Raw genomic sequence first — 502 nt, forward strand, 5'->3', positions numbered from 1 at the left:
CTTCAACTGTTGTGTTAAGTTTTTGTGATAGTATTTTCATTGTTAAATGAGGGTTTTTATCCATCCAGTTAATTGAGTGATGAAGAGACTTTATTATTTTTATTACTTCTTGATCTGATTTTTCAATGTGTATTTCTTTTGATACAAGCAAAAAGTAAAGTTTATACACGCCAATAATTCCTATGTTCTTTACTTCTTCATTTATTCTATTCTTGGCCATAAATCCGTATGGCTCCCAAGTAGATATTGCATCGACGTTTCCTTGCATTAAATGATTTATAATAACCTGCGTTGTTGATGATATTTTTTCTACTTTTTCTAAATCAATGTCATTTACCTGTAGCAACAAGTCTAAGTAATATTCGCTAGCGCTCTTTTTTATTACACCAACCTTTTTTCCTGGTAATTTATCTATACTTTCTATGCCAGACCGCTTTTTAGTTAGCAGCTTAATATCATTCGTAGAAGATGCAAAAGAAGTGATTAATGCTAAATCTTTGTA

General features: G+C 30.5%; 1 protein-coding gene. It reads right to left on the reverse strand.

All coding sequences use genetic code 11. From position 1 onward, the window contains the following. The coding region (locus R7Z47_RS27085) for an ABC transporter substrate-binding protein (RefSeq protein ID WP_318131056.1) at positions 1 to 502 on the reverse strand (502 nt) is incomplete at both ends.

It is taken from the genome of Vibrio sp. 1641, from assembly GCF_033339995.1.
GTDB lineage: Bacteria > Pseudomonadota > Gammaproteobacteria > Enterobacterales > Vibrionaceae > Vibrio > Vibrio alginolyticus.